This window comes from Cupriavidus sp. 05L310 (assembly GCF_056398185.1).
Genome location: NZ_JBFTOX010000046.1, coordinates 1 through 23675, shown reverse-complemented (window position 1 = coordinate 23675; position 23675 = coordinate 1). Strand labels below are relative to the sequence as shown.

The following is a 23675-nucleotide window of genomic DNA, read 5'->3' as shown; positions in this document are numbered from 1 at the left end:
TCGGAGTCGTATGGCTAGAAACGGGTTGCCGCATACGGCGCAAGATCGAGCACGGGGCTGCGCCGCGCGACCAGGTCCGCGACCACGCGGCCGCTGATGCCCGCCAGCGTCAGGCCCAGGTGCTGGTGGCCGAATGCGTAGATCACGCGGTCGCTGGCGCGTGAATGCCCCAGCACCGGCACGCCATCGGGCAGCGTCGGGCGAAAGCCCAGCCAGCTGCTGTCCGGCTCCCTGAGCGCGGGCAAGGCGCGCCGCGAGGAAAATGTCAGCAGGTCCAGCAGCGAGCGACTACGCGTGTCGCTGAATCCGCCCAGTTCGACCGTGCCCGCCACCCGGATACCGTCGCGCATCGGTGTCATGTAGAAGCCGCGTTCGGCCCAGCCGACCGGCCGCGAGATCAGTTGCGCCGCGCCGGCATAGCGCACGTGATAGCCGCGCTCCGTATCGAGCGGCACCCTGTCGCCGCACTGCTTTGCGAACTTCGCCGAACGCGCGCCGGTGGCGATCACCACATGATCGTAGCCACGCTGCGCCATGCCTTCGGCAACCACCGTCACGCCGCCCGCCGTGGGTTGCACGGCGCTTACCCCGGCATGTTCGAGTTTCAATCCGCGCGCGGCCAATTGCGCGTGGAGCGCCAGCAGGAAGGCATGCGGATCGGAGAAGTGCCAGCTGTCGCTGAAGAGAACGCCGCGCTCGAAGATCGGCGCAAGCGCGGGTTCGAGCTGTTGGATATCTCCCGCGCCGACAACGTCGAATTTCACGCCAAGTTTGCGCCGCAGATCCAGCGCGGGCCGTGCCCCGTCAAACGACGATGCACTGGAGTAGAGGTACAGGCATTCCCGCGCCCGCACGAATTGCGCAAGGCCGGGATCGGCCAGCAGCGGCGCATATCCGTCCTGCGCATGACTCAGCAAAGCGGCCAGGGCGCCGGCGCTGGCCTCATAGCGGCGCGGCAGCGAACTCATCATGAAGCGGCCGAGCCAGGGCGCGAGCTGCGGCAGGTAGCCCCAGCGCAGCCGGAGCGGGCTCTGGCTCGACAGCAGGAAGCGCGGCAGGTCCCGGAACACGGATGGGTTGTTCACGGGAATGCACCCATAGTGCGCGAACGTGCCCGCGTTGCCGTACGACGCGCCTTGCCCCACACCGGACGGGTCGAACAGGGTCACGCCGTGCCCGTCGCGCATCAGCCAGGCGGCGCTGGCAAGCCCGATGAAGCCGGCGCCGATGATGGCGACTTTCGCCATTACTTTCTCCCTTGCAGTATGGGCACACCGATGGCCGAACGGTAGCCGGTTGCCGTCGCGTCGTCGGTGCGGCGCTTCGCACACAGCCAGTAGGCCGCCAGCGCAACCGCAAGACTCGCGACGCTGGCCAGCAGTTGCGGCCGCAGCTCCGCATCGGCGGCCATCGCCAGCAGCACGCCGGCGATGGCCGCTACCACAGCGTACGACAACCACGGGAACAGCCACATCTTGAGCGTCAGGCGCTGGGGCGCGGCGGCCTCGATGCGCCTGCGCAGGCGTATCTGCGAGACCGCGATCGCCAGGTAGACGAAGAGCATGATCGCACCCGACGCATTGACGAGATAGAGGAACACGCCTTGCGGCGAGACAATGGCCGCGACGATGGCAACATAGCCGACCATGCTGCTCAGCAGCACGCCCAGGCGCGGTACCTTGTGCGCCGAAAGCTTCAGCAGGCGGCCCGGCGCATCGCCGCGCTCGGCCAGGCGGAACAGGATGCGCGACGACACATACAGCCCGGAATTCAGCGCCGACAGCACGGCGACCAGCACGATCGCGTTCATGATGTCCGCGGCGCCGGGCACGTGCATCGTTTCCAGCGCGGCGACGAAGGGCGAATAGCCGACCTTGATCTGCGCCCACGGCACGATGCAGGCAATGACGAACATCGAGCCAACGTAGAACGTGATCACGCGCAGGATCACGGAGCGCGTCATCGCCGCAACGCTCTTGCCGGGGTCGTCGGATTCGGCGGCGGCAATGGTTGCGATTTCCGCGCCACCCACGGCGAAGATCACGGTCGGCACCCCGGCAAAGATCGACATGGCGCCGAAGGGCAGGAAGCCGCGGTCGCCGGTCAGGTGCGCGGCCGTTTCGTGCCACGACGAAAAGCCAAGCAGATAGCCCGCGCCGATCGCGATAAACACGATGATCGCCGCTACCTTGATCGATGCGAACCAGTACTCGAACTCGCCATATGACTTCACCGACATCAGGTTGATGACGGTCATCACCGACAGCAGCACGAGGCCGATCGCCCACACCGGCGCGGGTATCCAGCGCTGCAGGATGGCGGCGCCGGCCACCGCCTCCACGGCGACCACGATGACCCAGAAATACCAGTACAGCCAGCCATTGGTGAAGCCGGCCCAGTTGCCCAGCCCGAGGCGCGTGTATTCGGTGAACGAACCGATGCCGGGGTTGGCGAGCGCCATTTCGCCAAGCATCCGCATGACGAACAGCACGACGATGCCGGCCAGCAGGTAGCTCAGGCATGCCGCCGGCCCCATCGCGCTGATCGTGGCGCTGCTGCCGACGAACAGCCCCGCGCCGATGATGCCGCCGAGCGAAATCATCGTCACATGCCGCTGCCGCAGGGACTTGCCAAGGTCGGCCGGGGCCGGGGGGTTGGATGGGGCCGGCGTCGGGCGTGCCGGTCGCGATAATGCTTGATCTGCCACGGGTGTCTCCTCCTGTAATACAGTTCGGGTCGTGCTGCCGGACTGAGGGCATACAAACGACACAAACATCGTCACACAAAACTTTTTTGAGTGCAATTTGTTTGTCTTTGTGTGGACGTCGGTATTTTCCCTGAGCCCAGTGGAATTGTTGCGTGGAAAGCCTGCCGCCATGGCCGGATAGCGACGCGACAGGTTAATATGTGGCTAGCGAGTGGATCTGACTCTCCGCGCGGCGCGACCGCAAGCCAAAGAGTATTTGTATGGAGATCAAAACGGGATGAATACTGAGACACACCACACAAACGACGGCGACGATCTCCAGACAAAAGTACGTCAGGCGCCATACCTGGAAGTCTCGCGTGCGCTGGAAGAGAAGGTGCGCAGCGGCGTCTACCCCACTGGCAGCCGGCTGCCCGCCCAGCGCGACCTGGCCGTGGAGCTGGGCATCAATGTCTCGACCGTATCGCGGGCCTACAAGGAATTGCAGGCCCGCGGTCTGATCGTGGCCAGCAAGCGGCGCGGGTCCATCGTCACCGGGGGTGCGATGCCGTCCGTCCAGGCCAGGCCGGCGCGCAGCGCGACCGGCGAAGCGTCGAATACCGTCATCGACCTCACGGTCAACCGGCCGGCAACGGGCGAGTTCCTGGCGCAGCTTGCGCGGACGATGGGCGCCGTCCCGCGCGATCCGCGCTATCCGGAAACGCAGGAGTACCAGCCGCCGCAGGGACCGGACTGGGCGCGCGCCGCCGGCGCGCGATGGATGGCGGCGCCGGGTTTCACGCCCGCGCCGGAGAACGTGGTCGTTACCAGTGGCGCGCAGCATGGTCTCTACGCGGTGCTGAGCAGCCTGATGGGCCACGACGGCGTGATCCTCTCCGACCAGCTCACCTACTACGGGCTGAAGGCGCTCGCACCGGTGTTCCAGTTTGAACTCGTCGGCATTCCCAGCGACGACGAAGGCCTGTTGCCCGAGCAACTCGAGGATGCGTGCCGGCGCCTGCGCGTCAAGGCCATCTTCACCGTGCCCAACCTGCAGAACCCAACGGTAGTGACGATGAGCCTGGCGCGGCGCGCGGCGCTGGTCGACATTGCGCGCCGGCACCACATCGCCATCATCGAGGACGATGTCTACGGCCCGCTGTTGCGCACGCGCCTGCCCACGATTGCCAGCCTGTGTCCGGAGCTGACCTTCCATGTCACGTCGACATCGAAGGTCCTCGCGCCGGGACTGCGGGTGGGCTATGTGCTGACGCCGCCCAACGGCGCCGCGCTGGCGGCCGAAGCGGTGCGTACCACGGCGTGGATGCCCGCGCCGCTATCGACGCTGATCGCCACGCGCTGGATCGAGGACGGCACGGCGCAGTGCATTCTCGATGCCCAGCGCGCGGAGCTCGCGGTGCGGCAGGAGCTTGCGCGCGAACTGTTGCCCAAGGCGCATCTGAAGAGCGATCCGGCCTGCATGTTCGTCTGGCTGCGCGTGCCGGCGCCGTGGCGCTCGGACGACTTCGCGGCGAATGCGCTGGCGCGCGGCGTCAACACCATGCCGGCCTCGGCATTCGCTGTGGACCGCTCAACCAGCGAGCACGGCGTGCGGATCAACCTCGCCTGCGCCGCCTCGCGCGATCAGTTGGTGAGCGCATTGCGGATCGTCGCGCAGACGCTGCGCGACCGGCCGCGCGCGCTGTTCGGAACCATCTGAGGCTGGCCGCCCGGCATGGCGCGGCCCTTGGCCGGTCCCACCGGCCCGGTCAGGCCCATTGCTTCTCGGGACAATCCAGGTACGCAATGGGCTCGGCGATGCCGAGCCGTGCGCGCGCCGCGTCGAGCGGCTCGTGCAAGAGCGCCTCATAATCCTCGCCGAGCAGCCACTTTGCCTTGCGGCCGTTGCGATACCCCTCGATCACGGCACGCGCATAGGCGGTGGTGCCAGTCTTGCGCAGGCTCTTCAGCGCGGCGGCTGCCGCAATGAACGCCCAGCCAAGGCCGCCGGTCTGCGCGTAGCTGAACGCCACCAGCGCCGCCTCGCCCAGGTTCTCGTCGGCCTTGTAGCCGGTCAGCGCATGCCAGATGTCGTGAACGTCGCGGGTTCGCCTGGCGCTCCAGGCGTAGGGACTCTCGATGAGCGGCTCCCGGTTGATGTTCGAGACTTCGGCGAGGCCGGCGGCGCTGTATCCCGTTTCCTCGAGAAACGCGCGGTAGGCAGCGCCGAGCGTGCCCGGCGCGAAGCTCGCGATAAACGCCGGATCGGAGAACCGCTCCGCCAGCTCGACGCGCCGATAGGCCTGCTTGCGCCCCTGCGGCGTCTTCATGAGCCGGTCGAAATTCTTCGCCGCGGCGGGCCCGTTGAGCGCGCGCATGATGAGGAACACCTGCGTCGTATCGTCGCCGTTCGCGAGCAGCTTGCGGATCGCCCGAAATGCGGCGGGTAAATCACGCTTGTAGAGATCGGGGGCGGTCTGGGTGGCCATTGCCTCGTTCCTGTTGATGACGTCATTGCCGGGACCGCGACGCCGCCAGCCGCTGACGTTGCGGTTTTCATGCTTGCGCCCTCGTTTACGAGGGTTTTCATCTAGGGGTCGTCACGACAAGTGAGGATCTTTGCCGGGAATGGCCGAATACAATGTCGTCTTCCTGACATAAAGCCAAGAATGTCGCTGTGTCAAAGCCATTTACCATCGACGACCGCCTGGCCGCCCTGAAATCCAGTGCCTGGTTTGCAGGCCTGACTGCCGGGCTTCAAGGGTGGATCGCCGAGCATTCACGGGTCAGGGCCCTGGCCGCCGGCGAGCCCCTGTTCCGCCGCGGCGATGCGCCGGACGGCCTCTACTTCGTGGTGGATGGCGCGGTCCGGATGACAAGAACCTCCGAGCAGGGCAAGGAGGCGCTGCTTGCCTTTGCCGAGGCGCCGCAATGGTTCGGGGAAATTTCCCTGTTCGACGGCTTGCCGCGCACCCACGATGCTTGGGTGCAAAGCGATGCGTTGCTGCTGCACACACCCCAGTCGGATCTGCTTCACTTTCTTGCGCAAAACCCGTCGCACTGGAGAGCGTTCGGCTCCTGCTCACGCAAAAGCTGAGACTGACGCTAAACGCCATCGAAGCGTCGGCATTGCTGCCGGCGCCGGTCAGGCTGGCCCACCGGCTCCTGGCCATAGCCGGCGGCTACGGCGAGCGGCATGGCCGCAGCAAGCGGGTCATCCACGTGCAGCAGGAGGAACTCGGGCTGATGCTCTCCGTCTCCCGGCAGACGGTGAACCAGATCCTCAAGGATCTCGAACTGCGGGGCGTGTTGCACCGCACGCGAGGCGCGATCGAGATCCTGGATATCGAGCAGTTGCGGGCGTTTGCGAATGCGGGCTAATGTCCCGGGCCTGGAACACTGAGCGCCCGATCCCTGCGCGGCAGCTCATTCGGTCAGCATGAATACATTGACGCAGTCCTCCAGATGCTGCGCCTGCTGACCCAACCTGGATGCTGACTCCGCGGCCTGCTCGACGAGACCCGCATTTCGTTGCGTCAGCTGCGCCACTTGCCCTACCGCCAGATCAATATGCCCGATCTCCTGGCTCTGCTCCCTGCTGGCGCTGGCGATGACCGACACGGAGTCCATCAGCGCCCTCACCTTCTCTTCGACGCCCGCCATCGCCCCGCCTGCGCATACGGCCACTGCCCCGGCCTGGGATATGGCTTGATTTGAATCGTCGATCAGGAGCTTGATCTCCTTGGCTGCGCTTGCCGTCCTGGTCGACAAGCCTCGAACCTCGGTAGCCACGACAGAGAAACTCCTGCCGCTTTCGCCAGCCCTGGCGGCTTCGACGGCGGCGTTCAGCGCAAGAATGTTCGTTTGAAACGCAATGCCGTCAATCATCGACGTGATTTCAGCGATCTTCCTGGACTGACGGTCCAGGTCGCCCATGAGGTTCGCCAGCTTGCGAACATCGCTTGCCGCAGACATCGCCGCGCTGGAAGCCGCCTGTGCCGCCTCGTTGACGTGTTCCGCGCCCAATGCGTTCCGCCGCGCCGTTTCAGTGATCTGGGACAGGCTTCCTGTCGTTTCTTCGATTGAACTCGCCGTTTCCTCATTGCGCCGGGAGAGATCCGCATTGCCGCGCTCCTGGTTTGCCGCCGCCACCCGGATGGTATCGACGGCCACCCTCGCGTCCAGCAAGACGCCTACCAGCTTGGCGTTCATCTGGTTCAATACGCGTCCCAGCATCTTTGCCTGAACGTCGCCGCGCTCCGGGAACCGGGCCTGTACCTGCCCCGAAGAAACGGCAAAGGCCGTCTCATTCAGCCTCTTGAGTGGCTCCAGCACCTGCCGCGAAAGATAGAACGCCGCCCCGAGGCCAATCACCACGCCGGATGCGGTGAGCATCCATATCCCTTCCACGAAGATGCCAGCCTCCGCTTTCAGGAGGCTGACGCCGATGGCTTGTGCCAACAAAATGCCTACGAGCACAAGCATGACGGCCCAGAGGCGGATGCCGACAGGCAGTCCCAGAATCCGGCTCGAGAGGCCAGCGATTCCTACGCGCTTGACTTCACCATGATGCAACCGGAAACGCTTGTCCTCCCCCTCCCGAATCCGCCGGTAGAGCTCGGTTGCGGTTGCCACCTGCTCCCTGGAAGGCTTGGTCCGCACTGACATATAGCCGACCTTCTGCCCCGATTTGAAGACGGGCGTGACATTTGCGACCACCCAATAGAACCCGCCGTCCCTGCGCCGGTTCTTGACGACCCCTGTCCACGGACGGTCATCCTGCAGCGTTGCCCACATATCCTCGAACGCCTTCGCCGGCATGTCCGGATGGCGGACGATGTTCTGCGGCTCGCCGATGATTTCAGCCCTGGAGAATCCGCTGCTCCTGACAAACGCTTCGTTAGCATAGGTAATGCGGCTGAAAATATCCGTGCGCGTAATGATGACCTCACCATCCGGCAGCACGTACTCTTCATTTTTGACTGGAAAATTCCCGCGCATTCCGTTTCCCCGACAAGTATCCCGTTTCATATAAAATACGCAGAAATAAGATCATGTTTTTTGACACTTCTTACTTCTCATTTCCAGTTCCGCCTCTCGTCCAGTCTGCTTCCCTTCCATATGAATTCATATAGTTAATCAGATCTCCTATCGGCATAGGACGGGCAATCAGGAATCCTTGTATAAGACGACAGCCTTCTTCCTCCAGGAATTCCAGTTCACTTGAAGTTTCGACACCCTCGGCTATCACGCCAACGCCGAAATTCGAGGCGAGCATCATAATTGCCCGGATTATCTTTTTTGAATTCTCGCTTCGTCCGCTTTTCTCAATGAATGAGCGCGCGATCTTCAGTGAGCTTACGGGAAGGGTACTTAGGTAGCCGAGATTCGAGTACCCCGTTCCGAAGTCATCGATCACGATCTCGACGCCGGCGTTCGCGAGCGCCTCCAGCGCGGAGGTGGAAGACTCCCCCTGTGGGATGAGCGCACTTTCTGTAATCTCGACCTTCAGCGAGGTCGGCGCAAGCGCGCTCCTGCGCAGCGCCGCTTCGACCTTGCCCGCAAATCCGGAAGCATGCAGCTCTTCGGCCGGGACATTTACCGCCACGGTCAGGGACACGCCAAGTTCCGCGTTGGCGCGAGCGATATCGGAGGATGCTTTCTCGAGAACGAAGTCCGTGAGCTTGTGGCCGAGCCCCAGGTCACAGACCACCGGGAGAAACTCGGCAGGCATGATCGTACCCAGGGTCTGGGAATTCCACCTGACGAGGGCTTCCACCCCGACTACCTTCCTGGTCTTCAGATCAAAGACCGGCTGGTAGGCAACCCACAGTTCCCTGGCGCCAAAGGCATGCCGCATCGCCTGGTAGATCTGGTGATATCGCTCGGCATTCTTTCTTAGCGCAGGGGAGTAGTGCTTCGCCCTGCCACGCCCTTCACGCTTGGCCTCATACAGCGAAATGTCGGCCTGCTTGAAGAGCGCCTTGCTATCGCCGCCGTCGTCGGGAAACCGGCTTACGCCAATGCTGGCGCCTACATAGAGCGGCGTTCCGGATACCACGATCGGAACCTCGACCGTGGCGCAAATGCGCTGGAGAATCGACTCCCTGTCGGTATCCGTCAGCGGGCCGGCAAGAGCCACCGTGAATTCATCGCCCCCGAGCCTCGCAACGATATCGCCAAGCCGGGTGGCATCGACCAGGCGCTCCGCCACCTTGATCAGGACCTGGTCCCCGATGTCATGCCCCAACGCGTCATTGATGCCTTTGAAGCGGTCAAGGTCGATCAGCAGGAGCGTGACCCCGTTGCAGCGTTCGCTGCTGGCTGAGATCAGTACGTCAAGCTGCTCGAAGAAAGAAACCCTGTTGTATAGCTTCGTCAAATCGTCGAAGCACGCCAGCTCTCGCAGTCTGCGCTCGGATTCCAGGCGCGAGGTGACGTCCCTTCCCGCCGAGATGAAGTGGGTAATCGCGCCGTTCAGATCGCGAAGCGGCGTGATGACCTTCTCCTCGGAGAAGAGCACGCCATCTATTCTTCTGTTTACAAAAATCCCTTTGAATGTCTCACCCGCGCCTAGAATCGCCCATAGTCTCTCGTAGAATGCCTCCGCCATCTTCCCCGACTTCACTATGCCGGGCGTATTGCCAAGCGCCATCGAACGGTCATAACCCGTCTGGGCTTCGAACGCCTTGTTGACGTAGGTGATTTTTCCCATCGAGTCCGTAATGACGATGGAATCGGCCACTTGCTCCATCGCAAATGCGTACAAGGACAAATTGTCCACACCCCATGTTGACTCGATTCGCTCCACCGCATCGCCGCACAAATCGACCATCTTGTTGCACCCCCCCGTAAAGCCCGCGTCGCCGTGACGACGACGCCTGCACCCGAAAGCCCCGACAATTGAGGCCTATTTTTTTACCGGATGCGCCGGGTATGAGCGAGTCACGAACGGACCAGGGGTAGCATAACCCCGCAACTAATTCAGCAGCCTCTGGCCCTATGCAGCCGACTCTTGGGTCGATTTGCATGTTCTCTACACACTTCGATTTACAACGCTATCGTAAAGACGATCCTTTTTTGACGTAGGTCATCCCGGCGCGCCCCAAGTATGGCGTAGACTGCGCCGACGAATAAAGCAAGAAAAATTGATGGGGTGGACAAACTTCGCTTATGGGCCGTAGACCTAGCATCGAGCAACTTCGGGTTTTTCTGGCAGCCGCAGACCGTCAGAGTTTTACGCTTGCAGCGCGGGCTTGTCACAAGACGCAAGCTGCTGTGAGCATGCAGATGCGCCAACTGGAGCAAATGGCCGAGGCCAAGTTGTTCTGTCGGGAGAATAGACAGCTAAAGCTGACCGCTTCCGGGGAAGCGCTTTACGCGTACGCGATGCGTGTGGTTGCGCTGGAGGAAGAAGCCTGGGTGGCGATTCGCGGCAGCGCAAAGCACCGTCTGCGAGTCGGGGCTCCCGAGTTCTATGCGAACGAACTGCTTCCCATTGCAATCCGGAACTTTCATGCTACCCACCCGACCGTCCTCATTGAGCTGGTTTGCGCGTCGACCGCGCACCTGAACGGAAAGCTGCAGAGCGGCCAGGTGGACCTTGCCATTGGCGTGCGAGGGGCCCATATGGATGGAGACCCCTTGTTCACCCAGGAGCTACGCTGGGTTGCGCACCCGGACGGGCCTCACATCTGGCAGCAGAATCCAATCCCCATTGGGCTGTACGAGCTTGGGAGCACGGTCCGCGCCCATATCCTGGCCGCGTTGGAGCATGCCGAAGCCGACTATAGCTGCGTATATGAGAGTACATCCGTACCCGGCATCCTGGCAGGGGTGAACGCTGGCATGGTGGTGGCGGCAGTACCCTCGCAAGCCGCCCGTGAGCACCTGCGGATTCTTGACCGCGACGATGGATTGGTGGATATCGAGCCGCTAGACATTGTCATGGCGACCAGCAATACCGTCGCCCCGCCCGAGGCGAGGCAATTTGGTGAAGTGCTGAGACAGGCTGCCCAACGCTGGAAAGCAGTGGCTGCAGCGGCCGAATAGCAGGAATCCATCGCCGCCATCCTTGCATTGCATTTCGCAAAACCGCTCAACCTGCCGGCGGCAGCACCGTCTTGAGCATATCGATAAACGCGCGCAGCTTCGCCTGCGACTGCGTGCGCACCGGGAAATACAGGTACAAGCCATCGCTGCGCGGCACATACGGCGCCAGCACGGCCTCCAACTCGCCCGCCGCGAGTTCCCGCCCGGCCTCGAACTCCGCGACGTAAGCCAGCCCAAGCCCCCTGCGGGCAAGATCGACCAGCGTGTTGCGATCGTTCACCGTGACCTTGCTGTCGATATCGACCCATACCTTGCGGCGGCCCACCTGGAAATCCCAGCGATGGATCAGGCCCGATTTGACGAAGCGATACTGGATGCCCTGGTGGCGCATCAGGTCCGCCGGCGCCTTCGGCCGCCCTGCCCTGGCGAAATAGGCGGGGCTGCCGACCACGCACCAGGTGACGTCCGGCGTGAGCCGCAGCGCAACCATGTCCTTGGCCAGCGTCTCGCCCAGGCGTATCCCGGCATCGAAGCCGCTTTCCACCAGGTCGACGACACCTTCGTCCAGCGTCAGGTCCAGGTGTACCTCGGGATGCAGCAGGCGAAAACGCTCGATCATCGGTTCAACCAGCAGCGCGCAGGCCGCGCGGGTCATGGTGATGCGCAAGGTGCCCGAGGCATGGGTACTGAAGCCGCCGAGCGCTTCCAGCGCGCCGCCGATTTCCTCCGCCGCGGGACGTAGCCGCGCGTACAGCGCGGCGCCGGCCTCGGTCAGGGCCACCCTGCGGGTGGTGCGCTGGAACAGCGGCACGCCGTGCCGCCGCTCCAACAGCCGGATCGCCTTGCTGACGGCAGTCGGCGAGACCTGCAGCCGGCTGCCGGCAACCGTAAAGCTCTTGTGTTCCGCCACCGCCAGGAACATGGCGATACCGTCGAAGGCGTCCTTGTCCATTGCTCACTCCATTATGAACCTCTGGTTCATGACGAATGTACCTCGATCCGCTTTTTGCCGGGCAATCGGATGCGTAGGATTTGCTTCATCGGCACCGGCTCTTCCGGTTGCCGAACCCGACCAAGGAGCAATGAACATGAGCACGCAACACACGCAACAGACTCATCAGACTCAACAAACGCAAACCCGATTCAAGCGCGTCTGGCTGATCACGGGCGCATCGCGCGGCATCGGCGCGGAGATCGTTTCGGCGGCGCTCGCCCACGGCGACGCCGTCGTGGCGACCACGCGGAATTCGAAGACCGTGGCCGGCAAGTTCGGCGCCTTGCCCGGCCTGCTGGCGGTGGACCTCGATGTCACCGACGAAGCGTCCGCAAGGGAAGCGGTAAAGCTGGCGGTGAAACGATTCGGCCGTATCGACGTGCTCGTCAACAACGCGGGTTTTGGCATGGCCGGCGCGGTGGAGGAGGCCAGCGCGGCCGAAGTCCGGAACCTCTTCGAAACCAATGTGATGGGCCTGCTCAACGTGACGCGCGCCGTGCTGCCGCAGATGCGCAGCCAGCGCGCGGGGCACGTGATCAATGTGTCGTCACTGGGCGGTTACCGGGCAGCCGCCGGTTTCGGGGTCTATAGCTCGACCAAGTTTGCCGTCGAAGGCCTGTCGGAAGCGCTGCATGACGAGCTTGCACCGCTTGGCATCCACGTCACCGTGATCGAGCCTGGCTACTTCCGCACCGACTTCCTGGATGCTGCCTCGGTAGTGGAGTCCGCCACGGTGATCGGCGATTACGCCGGGACGGCAGGCAAGGTGCGCAGCACGGCCAAGGCCTATAACCACCAGCAGCCCGGCGACCCCAGGAAACTCGCGCAGGGATTGCTTGCGCTGATAGCGGCACAGCAGCCTCCGCAGCGCCTTCAGTTCGGCACCGACGCGGTGAACCGCGTGCGCGAAAAACATGCGCTGGTGGAGCAAGAACTGCAGGCGTGGGAAGCGCTGTCACGGTCGACTGACTTCCCGGCCTGAGTGCGTGCGGCTCGAATGCGGCTGACGTGGCGCGGCGCCGCGCCACGTCAGCCGCATCGGGCTCGCGTTCAAGGCCTGCCTGTTGGCGCGAGCCGCCATTGCCTGACGATCCGCGTACGCGGCTGCGGCCACCAGGCAAGCTGGCGCGTCTCGCACCGGCAAGCGTCCACAAACGCCAGCATGCGCTGCCCGGCGGACAGCGCGATCGGGCAGGCGGGGCGGCTCGCGCCCGGCTCGGCGTCTCCCACTGGGGTCGACGTCATGGCTCAGACCGGTCCGGGATGCAGGCGGCCATCGTCGCCGAGGATCATGCCTTGCCAGGTGGCCGGCTTGCCCGACAACTCCCATGCAAGGATCTGGACGGGCGTTCTTCCAATGCCGCCGCGCAGTTCCGCCATCGCTTTCTCGTCCAGCACTTCGGACACCGGCAGGTCTTTAATGTCTAGCGTGTTCATTACAGTCTCCTAATAGTCGGTAAAACAGGTCGGGATGTTGACGTGTCGGATCGGGGGATCCGTATCGGGCCTGTTACGAGGCTTGATGTCAGGTGAGCATGGAGCGTGCCATTCGCGCGCGTGGGCTGTCTGCGCCACGCATGGGGCACACTGCTTCGCTGCTTCCCGGGCAAACCCGCCCAATGCGGCTGAAGCGGCCTATTCCGTGTCCGACGCCGGCTCGTGCGGCGAGATGCAATGTTGGCTTTCCGGCAACAGAAATGCGAGATGTGGCGTTCCGGCCAACAGTTGCGCCATGGCGGCTTCTCGCCGTGGCGGGCGGCGCCGGATGCAGCTTGCATCACCGCAGGCATCGTTCCAGATCCGTGCGGCAGCGACGCAAATTGCATTTTTCGCAAATATCATATTCATTAGTTCTTGGACGGGCGCGTCTCCATCGGGACACCCGTCGCCGGCAACGCATTCCGGCCCCGCGTCACGGACTCCGCGAGACGGCCTATGCCACGCAACTACTCCGAGCTAGAAATCGTCATCGACAACGATGGCGGCGGCAGGTACGAGGTGGAAGCACGTCATCGGGTGCCTGAAGGGGACGCCATTACGCCGCGCGTGCCGCTGGCGCTGTCACCGGATGACCCGACCCTGCGCGATGCGGACCCGCGGGTGTGCGGGCGCGCGCTGGCGGCCAGCCTGTTCGCGGCGCCGGCCGTGCGCGATGCCTTTGTCGCCGCGCAGACCGCGGCGCAGGAGCGCCGCCTGGACCTGCGCGTGCGCCTGCGCATCAGCATCGATGCGCGCGAACTGCATGCGCTGCCATGGGAGACCTTGTTCGACCCCGCCGGCGAGCATCCCCTCTTTATCGGGCAACACTGCTTTTTTTCGCGCTACCTGTTCGCGCGGGAGATGCGCCTGCCCAAGCTGCGTGCAAAGAGCGATGTGACAGCGCTGGTGGTGGTGGCAAACCCAAGCGGGCTCGGCCCGGAGATGGCGGCGATCGATGCCGCCGGGGAAGCCGCGCGCGCGGCTGCCGCGCTCGCCCCGGTCCCGGTGACCACGCTGGCCGAGCCGGGACACGCCACCGTGGAGCGAATCCTCGCCGCCTTGCGCGACGGCGTGGACGTGCTCTATATCGTGTGCCACGGCGCGCTGGTGGATGACACGCCCATGTTGTGGCTCGAACGCACCGACGGCACGCGCGACCTGGTGGCCGGCAGCGTGCTGGTGGACCGCATCGGCACGCTGGAGCGCCCGCCCAGCCTGGTGGTGCTGTGTTCCTGCCAGAGCGCGGGCGCGGCGCGCGGCGGCAGCACGCTGATGGCGCTCGGCCCGCTGCTGGCGCAGGCCGGCGTACCGGCAGTCCTCGCCATGCAGGGCAATGTGAGCGTGGCCACCATGGACGCCTTCATGCCGGTGTTCTTTACCGAACTGCGCGACCACGGCGAGGTGGACCGCGCCGCGGGCATCGCGCGCGCGGCGGTCAGCCAGCAGCCCGACTGGTGGATGCCGGCGGTGTTCACGCGGCTCGACAGCGGCCGCATCTTTTATCCGCCGGGCTTCGGACCCGACGAAGGCGATGGCGCCGATGCCTGGCGCGCCGTCATCGAGAACATCCAGCATGGCGAGACCACGCCGATCCTCGGACCGGCCATGAGCGAGACGGTCTTCGGCTCGCGCCTGCAACTGGCGCAGATGTGGGCCGAGGCCTATCACTTCCCGATGGCGGCGCACGAACGCGATGAGCTGCCGCAGGTGGCGCAGTACCTGGCCGTGTCCCAGCAAGGGGTGTTCCCGCGGCGGCTTTTCTTCAAGTTCGCATACCAGCACCTGAGCCAGCAGTACCGCGACATCCTGCCACCCGCACTGTCGGCGCTGCGCAACGAAGACATCATCGCGCAGCTTGGCGAGGTGGTTTGCACCGTGGGCCGCGCGCAGCGCCAGCAGGATCCCGCCAACCCCTACCGCGCGATGGCGCGGCTCAAGTTGCCGGTGTACCTGACGACGGATCCCAGCGACCTGCTTGCCGATGCCCTGCGCGAGGGCGGCGTTGATCCCGGCATCCGGCTGTGCCGCTGGAACCGCCAGGCCGAAGCTTGCGACGACGCGCTGTCCGAAGGCCGCAAGCGCGCGAATCCCACCGCGCAGGCGCCGATGGTGCTCAAGCTGTTCGGCGACCTGCGCGAGCCCGGCTCGCTGGTGCTGACCGAGGACCAGTATTTCGATTACCTCACCAGCGTGTCGATGAACCGCAACGCCATCCCGCTGGCCGTGCGGGCGCGGCTCAACGACAGTGCGCTGCTGTTCGTCGGCTTCGACGTGCAGTCGTGGGAATTCCGCATCCTGTTCCGCAGCATCCTCAACCTGGAGGGCGCGGACCTGCGCCAGGAATACCAGCACCTTTCCGCGCAGCTCGATCCCAACAGCATCGTCGACCCGGTGAGCGCGCGCCGCTACCTGGAGCGCTACTTCCAGGACAAGGCCCGGCTCAAGCTGTACTGGGGCGACGTCGGCATGTTCACCGCCGAACTGCTGCGACGCCTGGAGGGGTGAGATGGCGGCCAATCCCGAACTTCCGGACACGACACGCAACGCCCACGGCCCGTACATCGGCCCCATGCCGCTGGACGAGACGGACCCCATCTTCGGCCGCGATGCCGAGATCGAGGAACTGCGCGACCGCCTGATCGCCGACCGCGTCGTCCTCCTGTATTCGCCCTCGGGCGCGGGCAAGACGTCGCTGATCGAGGCCGGCCTGCGTCCGCGCCTGGCGGATCGCTTCGACGTGCTGCCCACCGCGCGGGTCAGCGTGCCGTATGAAGGCAGCAACCGCTATGTCACCAGCGCGCTGCACTGCTGGGCTGCGCGCGCCGAACTGAAGCCGCGCGCGGACGATACGCTGCTGTCCTGCCTGTCCCGCCTGGAAGACCACAATCCGGGTGGCCGCACGCGGCGGCTGCTGATCGTGCTCGACCAGTTCGAGGAGATCTTCACGCTCGACAGCACCGACACCGGCGCCAAGCAGGTGTTCTTCACGCAGCTGGGCGAGCTGCTGGATCGCAGCGGCAGCCCGGTATGGGCCCTGGTGGCGATGCGCGAGGAATACTTCTCGTGGCTCGATGCCTATCGCGACCTGGTGCCGACGCACCTGATGAACACCATGCGGATCGACCTGCTGTCGCGCGACCAGGCGCTGGAGGCGCTGCGCGGACCGGCGCTGGAGGCGGGCGTGGATTTTCGCGAGGACGCGGCGCGGCAGTTGGTGAAGGATCTGGCCCAGGTGCGCACGCGCGATGCGGCCGGCCAGGTAAGCCTGCGCGAGGGGCGCTTTGTCGAGCCAGTGCAATTGCAGGTGGTCGGCCTGAGCCTGTGGCAAGCCTGCTTCGGCCAGGACGGGCCGGCGGCCGGCGGGGGCGCGATCACGCTCGAGCAGGTTCGGCGCCTGGACACCGGCGCGGCGCTGGCTTCGTACTGCAATACGGTGTTCGACACGGCCGCCGCCACGCGCCCACGGCAGCGCGTGGTACGCGACTGGGTCGAGAGCCGCCTGATCACCGCCACCAACATGCGCGCCCAGGCAACGCTGGACGCCGGCTCGCGCAGCGCACCCACGGCGGCCGAGCTCGACCTCTTGCAGCAATATCACCTGGTGCGCGCGCAAAGCCGCCAGGACGCGCAGTGGCTCGAGCTCGCGCACGACCGGCTGATCGAACCGGTGCGCGCCAGCAACGCGCAATGGCGCACCCAGTACCTGCCGCACTGGAAACAGCTGGCGCGCGCCTGGGCCCTGTCCGGCGAGAATCCCGGCGTCTTCGGCAAGCTCAGCTCCACCGAGGAACTCGACGACACCTTGCTCGAAGCCGAGGACCGGCACAGCGAAGCGGAAAACCGTTTCCTGGCGGCCTACCAGCGCTATCGCGCGGAGCAGGAGCGCGCGCGGCGCTGGCATATCCTTGGCTATTCGCTGGCGTTCGTCACGTTCGTGGTTCTGATCGGCGTTGCGATCCTGGCCTGGCAACTGCGCGCCACCAAGCAAGACATCGCCCGGCAAAACGCCCTTTTCTCGCTGCTCGGCTCGCGGCCCGCGCCGGACGCCGCGCTGCTGGCGGCCGTGGAGGGCACGCGCGACCTGCATGGCCACTCCCCGCCGGCGGGCTTCGATTTCCGGCGCTCCCTGGTCAGCACCATGAATCGTGCCCGCCATATCGAAGCCTACCTGGCGCGCGCGGATGAGCAAACCCTGGAGGTGCAGGCCGATGCCGGCTATCGGGTCAGCGCCAGGCTCGGCGCGAATCACTGGATCGTGGACGTCACCGGGCTCGGTCCCGGCGCCCGCACGGTGCGGCTGGACGAGGCCGCGCTGCGCAACCAGCATCCCGACGGCATGCGCGTGCTGGCGCTGACCGGCGCCGGCACGCTGGCCACGGGCGGCCAGGACGGCAGCGTGGCGTTGTGGAACATCGCGCAGCCCGCGCGTGCCACGGTGCTGCAGCCGCCGGGGGCGAGCCGCGCAAGCGGATGGGGTCCGGTCTCGGCCCTGTCCGGCGACGGCCGGCGCCTGGCCGCGGGCTACGACGGCGGCCGCGTCGTTGTGTGGGATCTCGCCAAGGGCGGCGACACGTGGCGGCGCCCGGTGGCAAGCGGGCGCGCACACGCCCTGCGCATCACCGACGTGGCGCTGTTCGATCAAGGCCGGCAGCTCGCCACCGCGTCGCGCGACGGCAAGGCCCGGCTGTGGCGCCTGCCGTCCGACTCCGGGGCGGACCCCGCTGTGTTGAAGACCCCCGCACAGGAACTGTCGGCGCCCGCGGACAATACCGACTGGTTCGCGGGCTACCACAGCATCGCCGTCAGTCCGGACGGCAGCCTGGCCGTGGCCGGCACGCGCGGCGGCCGCATCAGCGTGTGGCGCACCGCCGATGGCGTGCTGTGGCCGCGCGCGCTGCTGGGCCACGACGATGCCGTGGTGCGGCTGGTCTTCACCGACGACAAGCAATTGCTCTCCGGCGGCTGGGATGGCCGCGTGATCCGCTGGCGGCTCGACCCCGAGCGTATGCAGTTCACGCGCAACGAGCTGCTGGACCTGCCGAGCCAGATCACCGGACTGGCGCTGGCCGGCCGCGACCAGCGCCTGTTTGCCTCCACCGAACAGGGCGAGCTGCTGCAGATGCGCTTCGACGCGCCGCGCCATCCGATGGCACGGATCCTCTCGCGCGGGCAGGATGGCGCGCCGCCGCTACTGCTGGCGCTGACGGGCGTCACCCCGCCGGTGGCCGCCGCGACCGAAAGCGGCAGGCTGGTCATATTGCAGGCGGAGGCCGGCAATCCAGCGAGCCGGCGGCCGGTTTCCATGCCGGCCGCGCCGGTGCGCGCGCTGGACTGGGCGCGTGGCGCGCGGCGCCTTGTGGTGGCGGATGACAACGGCCAGGTCTGGATGCTTGCGGCCGATGGCACCGGCAATGCGATCCTGCCTGGCGTAATGGCGGGCACCAGCGCGCGCCTGACACTCAGCGACGATGCGCGCCTGCTGGCGATCCGTTCGGGCGAACCCGCCGAAGCCCGGCGCCTGGAACTATGGCGTCTGCCGCCCGATGCCGGCGCGGCCACGCCTGCCGCGGCCGCTGCATCCGCCACCGAAGCCACCGCAGAAGCCGACGCCTGCCGGATCCCGCTGCCCGAGCCGCTGGCGCGCGCGGCCTATGCCACCTTCCGGCCCGGCGCCAGCGAACTCGCCGTGGCCGAGGACGACAGCATCGGCCTGTGGCGGATCGAGCTCGCCGGGACCGATTGCGCCGACGCCAGGGCGGTCATGGTCCAGCGTTTCGAAGACCTGCCGCGCGGCCAGATCACCAGTCTTGCCTTCGGCGCGCGCGGCGACACGCTGGTGGCCGGCAACTATCTGGGCAAGGTGTACCGCCTGGCATTGCCGAAGTCCCCGGCCTCGCCGGGCCAGCCGGTGCGCGCCCGGGCCACCATCCTCAAACAAGATGCCGCGGGCGTCATCACCGCGCTGGCCGCGCCAGACGCGCCGTTTGTCGTCGCCGGGGACGACCATGGCAATCTCTTCCTGCTCGACCGCGAGACCGACCGGCCACTGCCGATCCCGCAAACGCTCTATCGCGACCCGCGGCAACCCGTGGCCGCCCTCTCCGTCAGCGACGACGGCCGTTGGCTGTATGCGGCGGGCACCGGGCTTGCCGCGATCTGGGATCTCGATATGGAGCAATGGCGCAAGCAGGCCTGCGCCATTGCCGGCGGTGGCTTTACGGCCCGGCAGAAAGCCGATTTCTTCAAGGGCGATACGCCATCGCCGACCGCATGTGAAGCACGTTGAATACGGTGAATGCGTTGATCAACAGGTTGATCGACGCCTTTATCGACGCCTTTATCGACTGAGTTGACCGGAAGAGGAGCACGCCATGCCCATCCAGACCATTGCGGGTACCAGCGCCAGCTATGCGCTGCTGGCACTGGACGCCGCCGGCAACGAACGCAACGACGACCCGGACGGCGTCGGCGGACATTTGTCCGAGCGTCTGCTGCCGCAATGGCGGGACAGCGCGCCCACCGATGTCTTTCTCTGGAGCCACGGCTGGCAGGGCGACCTGCCCGCGGCGCGCAACCAGTACGACCGCTGGATCGGCGCCTTCGCGCGCAGCGTCGGCGACGAGCAGGAGATGCGCGCGCGACACCCGGATTTCGCCGTTGCCCATATCGGCGTGCACTGGCCCAGCCTGCCGTGGGGCGACGAGGAACTGGGCGGCGATACCAGCTTTGCGCCGTTCGCAGGGGCGGGCGCGCAAGCCATGGTCGATGCTTATGCGCAGCGTCTGGGCGACACGCCGCCAGTGCGTGCCGCGCTGGCGGCCATCTTCGAGGCCGCGCGCACCCAGGCGGATGCCGCCAGCCTGCCGGAAGCCGCGCGCCTGGCCTACCTGCAACTCGACCAGGCGCTCGCGCTCGGCAGCGAGGGGGTGGGAGGCGATGCCGGCGCCGACCGCCTGCCGTTCGATCCCGATGCCTCCTTCGCCGAAGCCACCCAGCTGGGCGCCACGTTCGGCGGCTCCGTGCTGGGCGGCTTGCTGGCACCGCTGCGGCAGCTGTCCTTCTGGAATATGAAGAAGCGCGCCCAGACCGTGGGAGAAAGCGGCGTGCATCCCCTGGTCAACCGCATCGGCGATGCCTTGCCGGCGGCGCGCATCCACCTGATGGGCCACAGCTTCGGCGCCGTCGTCATGTCCGCCGCGCTGGGCGGGCCGGGCGGCACGGCGGCGCTGCGGCGCCCCGTGGCGTCGTGCGTGCTGGTACAGGGCGCGATGTCGCTATGGGCCTACGCGCCGGATATCCCCGTGCGGCCCGGCACGGCGGGCTACTGCCACCAGGTGCTGCCGGACGGCAAGGTCAGCGGGCCGCTGGTGGTGACCCGCTCGCGGCACGATACGGCAGTCGGCTCGCTGTATCCGTGGGCCGCCGGCGTGGCCGGCCAGGTCGCCTTCGAACCCGCGCAGGCCTATCCCGCCTTCGGCGCCATCGGCGCGTTCGGCATCCAGGGCATCGACGGCGCCACGGACGCGCCCCTGCAGCCCTACGACGGCCACTACACCATGACTGGCGGCAAGGTGCTGAACATCGAGGCCAGCGAGTACATCTGCCACAAGAGCGGCGTCTCGGGCGCGCACAACGACATCGACGGCCCCGAAGTCGCCCACCTGATCTGGCAGGCCGCGCTGGCCGGGGCCTGAATCCGAACCTGAGCGAGATGACGAGCGCGACCGGGAGCACTACCATGACCGACGAATCCATGCCCATCCCGCTCGGCATCCAGGCCGACACCGGACGCCCGCTCGCGGACATCGACGCGCAGGCTGTCGCCGCGTTCACCGCGCACGAGCACGCGGGACGCCGTGCGCCCGAACGCGCCGCGGAGAAGGCCCGGCAGGCCGAGACCTACGCCGTGCTGGGCGATGTCGACGGCGACAAGCTGGACGAGGCCGGCTGGGGCTTGCTGTTTCCCTCCGACGTCGATCCCGCGCCTTACCTGGACGCCCTCGCGCCGCTGATCGCCTGGCGGCACCGGGAGGCCGGACAGGTCACGATATTCCAGGGCGCGGACGGCTGCCTGCCCGGCGAGAGCGCCGCCACCTGGCTGGCGCGGCACAAGGTCTCGCTCAACGTGGTGGATCCGGCCCTGGGCGTGCCCTACTACCTCGTGCTGGTCGGGCCGCCCGACAAGATATCGTTTGCCTTCCAATACACGCTCGACCTGTACTGGGCGGTGGGGCGGCTGGATTTTCCGCAGCTGGCTGATTTTCGCAGCTACGCGGACAGCGTGACGGCCTACGAAACCATGGCCAGCGTGACAGCCCGGCGCCGGATCGCGCTGTTCGCCACCTGCCACGACTTCGATCGCGCCACGCAGTTGCTCACGCGGCAACTGGCCACCCCGCTCAGCCTTGGCACCGCGCAAGCCAAAGCCCTCGGCGAGCGCCAGGGCTTTGCCATGCAAGCCTTGCTGGGGGAAGCGGCCACCAAATCCGCCCTGGCCGAAGTCTTGCGCGGCAAAGGCCCGGACGGCCCGCCCGCCCTGCTCTTCACCGGCTCCCACGGCATGGGCTTTCGCGCGGACGATGCGCGCCTTGCCGGCGCCCAGGGCGCCATCGTCTGCCAGGACTGGCCAGGCTACGGCGCAATCGGCCCCGAGCACTGGTTCGCCGCGCAAGATGTGCCCGACGACGCGCAGTGCCACGGCCTCATCCAGTTCTGCTTTGCCTGCTATGGCGCCGGCTGCCCCGAGTTCGACAATTTCGGCCGCGACGCCGTCGCCCCCGCGCGGCTCGCGCCGGCCCCCTTCACCGCCCGCCTGCCGCAGCGGCTGCTTGCGCATCCCCACGGCGGCGCGCTGGCGGTGCTCGGGCATGTCGACAGGGCCTGGGCTTACGGCTTCCAGTCAGAGCGCGCGGACCCGCAGACCCAGGGATTCCGCGACGTGATCGGCAGCCTGCTGCGGGGCGAGCGCGTGGGGCAGGCCACGGATCGCTTCAACATCCGCTGGGCCGCGCTCAGCACGGAACTGGCCGAGTTGCTGCGCGACCGCGGCGCGGGTGCCGCCGTTTCCGATACCGAGATCGCGCTACGCTGGGTGGCGCGGGACGATGCGCGCAATTACGTGGTGCTGGGCGATCCGGCGGTACGGCTGAGGGTGCGCGACATCGCCTGACCATTGCCTCACGCCTCGCCCGGCGAGGCGTCGCCCAATGGCCTGACCGGCCATCCGGGGCGTCATGCACTGTCGCTCCCGGACACACACAAGTCGCCAGGACTGTATGGTGCGGCCCAACGATTTCCCCTCCACGCGTATCCCCTGAAGCATAATCCGGCGGCAGTGTCGCCTGCCGGACGCAGGCATGAGAAATGCGTATAGACGTGTGAGCGCCGGCCCCGGTGCTTGCGGCCTCGTCAGGAGAATGAACGTGGTATCGACGTCTAATGATTGCCGGAGGGCTTAGCCATGCAAAAGCTATCCATCCTGACGCTCTGCCTGCTTGCCGCCGTCGCATGCATGACCGTGTTTATCTGCTTGTCCGGGGCATTCACCACGCGCGACACCGAATACGGCAGTGGCACGGCCGTGTTCTGCTATATCGACGAGCAGCTTCGCTAAGACGCGGCGCGTGCTCCCCTGAGCGGGACCGCGCGCTCCTTCACGTCACGCAGTTTCCCGATTCAGCGCGCCATCGCTCAGCCCGCCCGTTCCTTGACGTAGCGCCCGGGTGCCGGTTCGATCACGGGGTACGTCTTGCTGCCGGCCTGGCGGGGCGCGTCGATGGCCTTCCCGGCCTTGGGCGCGAGCCACTTGATCCAATGGGGCCACCAGCTCCCCGGCGTCGCCGTGGCACTGGCAAGCCACTGCCCGGCGTCATCCCCCAGGGTGCCGCCAGCCCAGTAGCTGCGCTTGTTCTTCGACGCCGGATTGATGACACCCGCGATGTGCCCGCTCGCGCCAAGCACAAACTGCGTCTCGCCACCGACCAGTTGCGTCGTCCGGTAGGCGGACTTCCAGGGCACGATGTGGTCGTCCTGCGTCGCCAGCACATAGCTGGGCAGATCGATCGCGCCGAGGTCCACGGGCGTGCCGCACATTGTCAGCCGCTTCGGCACGCACAGGTTGTTCTCCAGGTACATGTTCCGCAGGTACCAGGTATACATCGGCCCCGGCAGGTTGGTGCTGTCGGCATTCCAGTAAAGCAGGTCGAATGCTTCGGGCGACTTGCCCTTCAGGTAGTGGTTGATGACATTCGGCCAGATCAGGTCATTGGCGCGCAGCGTCTGGAACACGAAGCCGAGTTCCGATCCGGGGTAGATGCCCAATCCACCCAAGTTAAGCATCAACAATTAGGCATCAACAGGCCTTATAAGCAGCATGTCGATGAGGTTTGTGGCGAGGCGGACGAGGCTTGGCGCGATCCGGCCGCACGCGATGGATACGTGTTGCGATCACGGCCAAGGTCTCAT

At 66.0% G+C, this 23675-nt stretch carries 18 protein-coding genes and 1 pseudogene; 10 read left to right on the top strand and 9 right to left on the bottom strand.

The features are described from left to right. Positions 1-14: 14 nt before the first annotated feature. Entirely contained in the window at positions 15-1247 is a 1233-nt protein-coding gene (locus tag AC1DS6_RS28830; RefSeq protein WP_477103655.1) for an NAD(P)/FAD-dependent oxidoreductase, read from the bottom strand. Then, positions 1247-2602 carry an amino acid permease gene (locus tag AC1DS6_RS28825; RefSeq protein WP_441626078.1) on the bottom strand — a complete coding sequence of 452 codons (1356 nt, stop codon included), beginning with the start codon at positions 2600-2602 and terminating at the stop codon, positions 1247-1249. The genes AC1DS6_RS28830 and AC1DS6_RS28825 overlap by 1 nt, the downstream gene beginning before the upstream one ends. Before the next feature lie 382 nt (positions 2603-2984). Between AC1DS6_RS28825 and AC1DS6_RS28820 the strand changes: the two genes are divergently transcribed. After that, on the top strand, positions 2985-4406 hold the full coding sequence (locus tag AC1DS6_RS28820; protein WP_441625983.1) for an aminotransferase-like domain-containing protein: 1422 nt from the start codon (positions 2985-2987) through the stop codon (positions 4404-4406). Positions 4407-4455: 49 nt separating this feature from the next. Here the strand turns inward: AC1DS6_RS28820 and AC1DS6_RS28815 are convergent, their stop codons facing one another. Continuing rightward, a complete protein-coding gene (locus AC1DS6_RS28815) occupies positions 4456-5175 on the bottom strand; it encodes a Coq4 family protein (protein WP_477103654.1) in 720 nt (239 codons plus the stop codon). Positions 5176-5363: 188 nt separating this feature from the next. Between AC1DS6_RS28815 and AC1DS6_RS28810 the strand changes: the two genes are divergently transcribed. Together AC1DS6_RS28810 and AC1DS6_RS28805 are read left to right on the top strand one after the other, a co-directional pair. After that, on the top strand, positions 5364-5783 hold the full coding sequence (locus AC1DS6_RS28810) for a Crp/Fnr family transcriptional regulator (RefSeq protein ID WP_477103653.1): 420 nt from the start codon (positions 5364-5366) through the stop codon (positions 5781-5783). A 32-nt stretch (positions 5784-5815) separates the two neighbouring features. After that, positions 5816-6067, top strand: a complete 252-nt coding sequence (locus AC1DS6_RS28805) for a Crp/Fnr family transcriptional regulator (RefSeq protein WP_477103652.1) — start codon at positions 5816-5818, stop codon at positions 6065-6067. A 45-nt stretch (positions 6068-6112) separates the two neighbouring features. Here AC1DS6_RS28805 and AC1DS6_RS28800 read toward each other — a convergent pair whose 3' ends face one another. Next, entirely contained in the window at positions 6113-7687 is a 1575-nt protein-coding gene (locus AC1DS6_RS28800) for a methyl-accepting chemotaxis protein (RefSeq protein WP_477103651.1), read from the bottom strand. 70 nt (positions 7688-7757) lie between these two features. Next, positions 7758-9521 (bottom strand): sensor domain-containing protein, encoded by a 1764-nt coding sequence (locus AC1DS6_RS28795; RefSeq protein ID WP_477103650.1) that lies wholly within the window; start codon positions 9519-9521, stop codon positions 7758-7760. Positions 9522-9859: 338 nt separating this feature from the next. Here AC1DS6_RS28795 and AC1DS6_RS28790 point away from each other — a divergent pair, with 338 nt between their 5' ends. Then, positions 9860-10738: a LysR family transcriptional regulator gene (locus AC1DS6_RS28790; protein WP_477103649.1), complete on the top strand. Its 879-nt coding sequence runs from the start codon at positions 9860-9862 to the stop codon at positions 10736-10738. 46 nt (positions 10739-10784) lie between these two features. Here AC1DS6_RS28790 and AC1DS6_RS28785 read toward each other — a convergent pair whose 3' ends face one another. Continuing rightward, complete coding sequence (locus AC1DS6_RS28785; RefSeq protein ID WP_441625971.1) at positions 10785-11690, bottom strand: LysR family transcriptional regulator; 906 nt, start codon at positions 11688-11690, stop codon at positions 10785-10787. Between the two features lie 130 nt (positions 11691-11820). Here AC1DS6_RS28785 and AC1DS6_RS28780 point away from each other — a divergent pair, with 130 nt between their 5' ends. After that, complete coding sequence (locus AC1DS6_RS28780) at positions 11821-12714, top strand: oxidoreductase (protein WP_477103648.1); 894 nt, start codon at positions 11821-11823, stop codon at positions 12712-12714. Positions 12715-12782: 68 nt separating this feature from the next. Here AC1DS6_RS28780 and AC1DS6_RS28775 read toward each other — a convergent pair whose 3' ends face one another. Together AC1DS6_RS28775 and AC1DS6_RS28770 are read right to left on the bottom strand one after the other, a co-directional pair. Continuing rightward, positions 12783-12977: a hypothetical protein gene (locus AC1DS6_RS28775; RefSeq protein WP_441625967.1), complete on the bottom strand. Its 195-nt coding sequence runs from the start codon at positions 12975-12977 to the stop codon at positions 12783-12785. A 3-nt stretch (positions 12978-12980) separates the two neighbouring features. Next, the gene (locus tag AC1DS6_RS28770; RefSeq protein WP_441625965.1) at positions 12981-13169 is read right to left on the bottom strand and encodes a hypothetical protein; all 189 of its coding nucleotides are present in this window, start codon (positions 13167-13169) and stop codon (positions 12981-12983) included. Positions 13170-13667: 498 nt separating this feature from the next. Between AC1DS6_RS28770 and AC1DS6_RS28765 the strand changes: the two genes are divergently transcribed. The 5 genes from AC1DS6_RS28765 (at position 13668) to AC1DS6_RS28745 (ending at position 22824) form a co-directional block, all read left to right on the top strand. After that, the gene (locus AC1DS6_RS28765; protein WP_477103647.1) at positions 13668-15716 is read left to right on the top strand and encodes a CHAT domain-containing protein; all 2049 of its coding nucleotides are present in this window, start codon (positions 13668-13670) and stop codon (positions 15714-15716) included. 1 nt (position 15717) lies between these two features. Continuing rightward, the gene (locus AC1DS6_RS28760; protein ID WP_477103646.1) at positions 15718-19497 is read left to right on the top strand and encodes a WD40 repeat domain-containing protein; all 3780 of its coding nucleotides are present in this window, start codon (positions 15718-15720) and stop codon (positions 19495-19497) included. Positions 19498-19582: 85 nt separating this feature from the next. Continuing rightward, entirely contained in the window at positions 19583-20905 is a 1323-nt protein-coding gene (locus AC1DS6_RS28755; protein ID WP_477103645.1) for a hypothetical protein, read from the top strand. A 44-nt stretch (positions 20906-20949) separates the two neighbouring features. Beyond that, positions 20950-22380: a C25 family cysteine peptidase gene (locus tag AC1DS6_RS28750; RefSeq protein ID WP_441625957.1), complete on the top strand. Its 1431-nt coding sequence runs from the start codon at positions 20950-20952 to the stop codon at positions 22378-22380. Between the two features lie 291 nt (positions 22381-22671). Next, positions 22672-22824, top strand: coding sequence for a hypothetical protein (locus tag AC1DS6_RS28745; RefSeq protein ID WP_441625955.1), 153 nt, complete (start codon positions 22672-22674; stop codon positions 22822-22824). Between the two features lie 77 nt (positions 22825-22901). Here the strand turns inward: AC1DS6_RS28745 and AC1DS6_RS28740 are convergent. Further along, positions 22902-23540: pseudogene (locus AC1DS6_RS28740) on the bottom strand (alpha/beta fold hydrolase); the annotation flags it as partial. Positions 23541-23675 lie beyond the last annotated feature (135 nt).

Excerpts from the sequence above, each read along its gene's own strand:
- AC1DS6_RS28830 (WP_477103655.1), bottom strand. The coding sequence starts at position 1,247 with ATGGCGAAAGTCGCCATCATCGGCGCCGGCTTCATCGGGCTTGCCAGC.
- AC1DS6_RS28825 (WP_441626078.1), bottom strand. The coding sequence starts at position 2,602 with ATGATTTCGCTCGGCGGCATCATCGGCGCGGGGCTGTTCGTCGGCAGC.
- AC1DS6_RS28820 (WP_441625983.1), top strand. The coding sequence starts at position 2,985 with ATGAATACTGAGACACACCACACAAACGACGGCGACGATCTCCAGACA.
- AC1DS6_RS28815 (WP_477103654.1), bottom strand. The coding sequence starts at position 5,175 with ATGGCCACCCAGACCGCCCCCGATCTCTACAAGCGTGATTTACCCGCC.
- AC1DS6_RS28800 (WP_477103651.1), bottom strand. The coding sequence starts at position 7,687 with ATGCGCGGGAATTTTCCAGTCAAAAATGAAGAGTACGTGCTGCCGGAT.
- AC1DS6_RS28795 (WP_477103650.1), bottom strand. The coding sequence starts at position 9,521 with ATGGTCGATTTGTGCGGCGATGCGGTGGAGCGAATCGAGTCAACATGG.
- AC1DS6_RS28790 (WP_477103649.1), top strand. The coding sequence starts at position 9,860 with ATGGGCCGTAGACCTAGCATCGAGCAACTTCGGGTTTTTCTGGCAGCC.
- AC1DS6_RS28785 (WP_441625971.1), bottom strand. The coding sequence starts at position 11,690 with ATGGACAAGGACGCCTTCGACGGTATCGCCATGTTCCTGGCGGTGGCG.
- AC1DS6_RS28780 (WP_477103648.1), top strand. The coding sequence starts at position 11,821 with ATGAACATGAGCACGCAACACACGCAACAGACTCATCAGACTCAACAA.
- AC1DS6_RS28775 (WP_441625967.1), bottom strand. The coding sequence starts at position 12,977 with ATGACGTCGACCCCAGTGGGAGACGCCGAGCCGGGCGCGAGCCGCCCC.
- AC1DS6_RS28770 (WP_441625965.1), bottom strand. The coding sequence starts at position 13,169 with ATGAACACGCTAGACATTAAAGACCTGCCGGTGTCCGAAGTGCTGGAC.
- AC1DS6_RS28765 (WP_477103647.1), top strand. The coding sequence starts at position 13,668 with ATGCCACGCAACTACTCCGAGCTAGAAATCGTCATCGACAACGATGGC.
- AC1DS6_RS28760 (WP_477103646.1), top strand. The coding sequence starts at position 15,718 with ATGGCGGCCAATCCCGAACTTCCGGACACGACACGCAACGCCCACGGC.
- AC1DS6_RS28755 (WP_477103645.1), top strand. The coding sequence starts at position 19,583 with ATGCCCATCCAGACCATTGCGGGTACCAGCGCCAGCTATGCGCTGCTG.
- AC1DS6_RS28750 (WP_441625957.1), top strand. The coding sequence starts at position 20,950 with ATGACCGACGAATCCATGCCCATCCCGCTCGGCATCCAGGCCGACACC.
- AC1DS6_RS28745 (WP_441625955.1), top strand. The coding sequence starts at position 22,672 with ATGCAAAAGCTATCCATCCTGACGCTCTGCCTGCTTGCCGCCGTCGCA.